Annotated in this window: 3 protein-coding genes and 1 pseudogene; all 4 read left to right on the plus strand. The window is 68.9% G+C overall.

Going from position 1 to position 4433, the window contains the following annotated elements:
* Nucleotides 1-616, plus strand: a pseudogene (locus V8688_RS31435) (serine/threonine protein phosphatase); the annotation flags it as partial.
* Entirely contained in the window at nt 616-2088 is a 1473-nt protein-coding gene (locus tag V8688_RS31440) for an FtsW/RodA/SpoVE family cell cycle protein (RefSeq protein ID WP_218716012.1), read from the plus strand. The pseudogene V8688_RS31435 and the gene V8688_RS31440, both read left to right, overlap by 1 nt.
* Nucleotides 2085-3551 carry a penicillin-binding protein 2 gene (locus V8688_RS31445; protein ID WP_218716011.1) on the plus strand — a complete coding sequence of 489 codons (1467 nt, stop codon included), beginning with the start codon at nt 2085-2087 and terminating at the stop codon, nt 3549-3551. The genes V8688_RS31440 and V8688_RS31445 overlap by 4 nt, the downstream gene beginning before the upstream one ends.
* 37 nt (nt 3552-3588) lie before the next feature.
* On the plus strand, nt 3589-4433 hold an 845-nt coding region (locus V8688_RS31450), incomplete at its 3' end, for a serine/threonine-protein kinase (RefSeq protein ID WP_342802332.1).

Genomic DNA, 4433 nt, shown 5'->3' on the forward strand with positions numbered 1-4433 from the left:
GCCTCGCCGGGCCGCCGCCGCGCCCCCGCCGCCGGAGCCCAAGTCGCACAAGCTGCGCTGGCTGCTGCTCTCGCTGGCGCTGATCGCCGCGGTCGCCGTCGGACTCGTGGTCGGCTACAAGATGATTCGCAGCAACTACTACGTGGGCGCCGACAACGATCAGGTGGTCGTCATGCGCGGCCTGCCCGGCTCGATCCTCGGCTACTCGATCCACGATGTGGAGCTCACCGGCTGCGCCACCAGCAAGGGCGAGCTCACCCTCATCGAGGCCGGTAAGTCCGCGCCCGCAGGCTGCAAGAAGCTGATGGTCAGCGATCTCAAGCAGACCGGCCGCGATCAGGTCGAGCGGGGCCTGCCGCCGGACTCGCTGGACAAGGCGCGCGACAGCATGATGCTGCTGCAGAAGGAACTGCTGCCGGCCTGCCCGAAGAAGGAATCGGTGCCCCAGCCCGGCGTGCTGCCCACCGAGCAGCCGCCGGTGACCCCCGGTGGCGCGCCGACTCCCGGCCCCGATCAGCCCGCGACGCCGACCACGACGCCGCCCGCCCCGACCACGACGACCGTTCCCCCGACAACTCCGCAGATCTCAGGGGAGAACTGCCGGGTGACGGACTGATGTCCGCACCGGCACCGCCGTCGGCTGGGGCTTTCCCCAGCCCCCCTGGCGGATTCGCGCCAGCACCACCCCCGTCGACGCGACGCAACCAGGAGTTGCTGCTGCTGGCGGGGGCGGCGGGGATCACGACGGTGTCGTTGTTCATCGTCGAGGCGAGCCAGGAACAGTCGATCACCTGGGACATCGCCAAGTACGGACTGGCATTCCTCGCGCTGTTCGGTGTCGCGCATCTGGCCGTGCGCCGGTTCGCGCCGTTCGCCGATCCACTGCTGCTACCGATCGTGGCGCTGCTCAACGGTTTGGGGCTGGTGCTGATCCACCGGCTCGACCTCGCGGACGCGCAGAAGGCCGCGTACGACTCGAGCCCCCTTCCCTCCCCCGACGCCAATCAGCAGATCATGTGGACCGGCCTGGGCATCGTGGTGTTCATCACCCTGCTCATCGTCTTGCGGGACTACCGCACGCTCGCGCGCTACACCTACACCCTAGGCCTGGTCGGACTGCTCGCGCTGGCGATTCCGGCACTGCTGCCCAGCCGGTTCTCCGAAGTCAACGGCGCCAAGATCTGGATCCGGCTGCCCGGATTCAGCGTGCAGCCGGGCGAATTCGCGAAGATCCTGCTGATCGTGTTCTTCGCCGGCGTGCTGGTGGCCAAGCGCGACCTGTTCACCGCGGCGGGCAAGCATTTCCTCGGCATGGACTTCCCGCGCCCGCGCGACATGGGACCGGTGCTGATCGTCTGGATCGTCTGCATCGGCGTGCTCGTGCTGGAGAAGGACCTCGGCACCTCGCTGCTGATCTTCGGCACGGTGCTGGTGATGATCTACATCGCCACCGAGCGGGTGGGCTGGCTGATCATCGGCGGCGGCCTGCTGGTGCTCGGCTTCGTCTTCGCCTACCAGCTCTTCGGGCACGTGCGGGTCCGCGTGGACACCTGGCTGCACCCGTTCGACGACTACCACAACACCGGCTACCAGATCTCGCAGTCGCTGTTCGGTTTCGCGACCGGCGGGCTGGCGGGCACCGGGCTCGGCAGCGGCCGACCCAACCAGGTGCCGTTCGCCAAGACCGACTTCATCGTCACCACGATCGGTGAGGAGCTCGGCCTGATCGGGCTCACCGCGGTGCTGATGCTGTTCCTGATCTTCATCGTGCGTGGGCTGCGGACCGCGCTGGCCGTGCGCGACAGCTTCGGCAAGCTGCTCGCGGCCGGGCTCTCGTTCACGATCGCGATCCAGATCTTCGTCGTCGTCGGCGGTGTCACCAAGCTGATCCCGCTGACCGGCCTGACCACGCCGTTCATCTCCTACGGCGGTTCGTCGCTGCTGGCGAACTACGCGCTGCTCGGGCTGCTGATCAAGATCTCCGATGCCGCCCGCGCGCCCGCACCGGTGCGCAAGCGCGGCCCGGCGCCGATCGCCGAGGCGCCGACCGAGATGTTCCGTAGGTCGGAAGGCAGGGCGAGCGAATGAACACTCCACTACGTCGCGTCGCCGTCGCCGTGATGGTGATGGTGGTCGCGCTGCTCGTGAACGCCACCTATCTGCAAGTGGTCAAGGCCGACGATCTGCGCAGCGATCCGCGCAACTCGCGCGTGCTGCTCGACGAGTACTCGCGTCAGCGCGGGCAGATCTCCGCGGGCGGCACCGTGCTCGCGAGCTCGGTCGCCACCGACGACCGGTACAAGTACCTGCGCCAGTACCCGAGCACCCCGCCCGCGTACGCGCCGGTCACCGGCTTCTATTCGATGCAGTACGGCAAGACCGGACTCGAACTGGCCGAGGACCCGCTGCTGTCGGGCAACGACTCGAGCCTGTTCGGCCGCAGGCTCATCGACATGTTCTCCGGGCGGGATCCGCGCGGCGCCAACGTGCTCACCACGCTCAATCCGATGATGCAGCAGGTCGCCTACGACCAGATGACCTCGAAGGGCTACACCGGCGCGGTGGTCGCGATCGAGCCGAGCACCGGCAAGATCCTGACGATGGTCTCGACCCCCAGCTACGACCCCAACGAGCTGTCGGGCCACGACGGCGCGGCGGGCCGGGCGGCGTGGGAGCGGCTCAGCACCGATCCGAGTCAGCCCATGCTCAATCGCGCCGTCTCGCAGACCTACCCGCCCGGCTCGACCTTCAAGACCATCGTCACCGCGGCGGCGCTGTCCAACGGTGTGGCCGGTCCCGATGACCAGTTCACCGCGGCGCCCAACATCACCCTGCCCGGCACCAGCACCACGCTGGAGAACTACGGCGGCAGCACCTGTGGTGACGGGCCGACCGCGAGCCTCTACGACGCGTTCCGGCGCTCCTGCAACACCGCGTTCGTCGAGCTCGGCGTGAAGGTCGGCGCGAGCGCGCTCAAGGACGAGGCCGCCGCGTTCGGCATCGGCCCGCATCGCGGGGTGCCGATCCCGGTGGCGGAGTCGACGGTCGGCCCGATCCCGGACAACGCGGCCCTCGGACAGTCCAGCATCGGTCAGCGTGATGTCGCGGTCACCCCGCTCGACATCGCGGTGGTCGCCGCGACGATCGCCAACGGCGGCACCAGGATGCAGCCGTACCTGGTCGATCAGACCCAGGCGCCGGACCTGTCCGAGCTCAGCAAGACCAAGGCCGTCTCGGTCGGACAAGCCGTGAGTCCCCAGGTAGCGTCGACGCTGACGAATCTGATGGTCGCCTCGGAGGCCAATACCGCGGGCGGTGGCCGGTCGCCGTACCAGATCGCGTCCAAGACCGGAACGGCCGAACACGGCAGCAATCCCCGTAACACCCCGCCACACGCCTGGTATATGGCCTTCGCGCCCGCCCAGAACCCGAAGATCGCCATCGCGGTGATCGTCGAGAACGGCGGCGACCGGGCCCTCCAGGCCACCGGTGGCTCGGTGGCGGCACCGATCGCCAGGTCGGTGCTGGACGCGGGTCTGGCAGGGGGCTGAACGAAATGAGTGTGCGAGTGACAACACGGGGGCCCCGATGCTGAACAACGGCGCCATGATCGCCGACCGCTACCGTCTGCAACGGCTCATCGCCACGGGCGGCATGGGTCAGGTGTGGGAAGCGATGGACACCCGGCTCGACCGGCGGGTAGCGGTCAAGGTCCTCAAGACCGAGTTCTCCGCCGACCCGACCTTCCGTCAGCGGTTCCGGACCGAGGCGCGCACCACCGCGCAGCTCAACCACCCCGGTATCGCCGGGATCTACGATTACGGCGAGACCACCGACCCGTCCGGTGGCGAAACCGCCTACCTGGTCATGGAACTGGTGCAGGGCGAGCCGCTGAACGCGGTGCTGAACCGGATGGGCAGGCTCTCGGTCGTCCAGGGTCTGGACATGCTCGAGCAGACCGGGCGCGCACTCGAGGTGGCCCACGCCGCCGGTGTGGTGCACCGTGACGTGAAGCCGGGCAACATCCTGGTGACGCCCACCGGCCAGGTCAAGATCACCGACTTCGGCATCGCCAAGGCGGTCGACGCCTCGCCGGTGACCAAGACGGGCATGGTGATGGGCACCGCGCAGTACATCGCGCCCGAACAGGCCGTCGGCGAGGACGCCACCGCGGCCAGCGACGTCTATTCGCTCGGCATCGTCGGCTACGAGGCACTGGCCGGCGTGCGCCCGTTCACCGGCGACGGCGCCATCACCGTCGCGATGAAGCACGTCCGCGACGCGCCGCCGCCGATGCCCGCCGATCTGCCCGCCAACGTGCACGAGCTGATCGCGATCACGATGGCCAAGGACCCGACCCAGCGCTACAGCAGCGGTGGCGAGTTCGCCGACGCCGTCGCCGCGGTGCGCGCGGGCCACATGCCGCCGCCGCC

Origin of the sequence: Nocardia sp. No.11 (assembly GCF_038752175.1) — a bacterium.
GTDB lineage: Bacteria > Actinomycetota > Actinomycetes > Mycobacteriales > Mycobacteriaceae > Nocardia > Nocardia canadensis.

Excerpts from the sequence above, each read along its gene's own strand:
- V8688_RS31440 (WP_218716012.1), top strand. The coding sequence starts at position 616 with ATGTCCGCACCGGCACCGCCGTCGGCTGGGGCTTTCCCCAGCCCCCCT.
- V8688_RS31445 (WP_218716011.1), top strand. The coding sequence starts at position 2,085 with ATGAACACTCCACTACGTCGCGTCGCCGTCGCCGTGATGGTGATGGTG.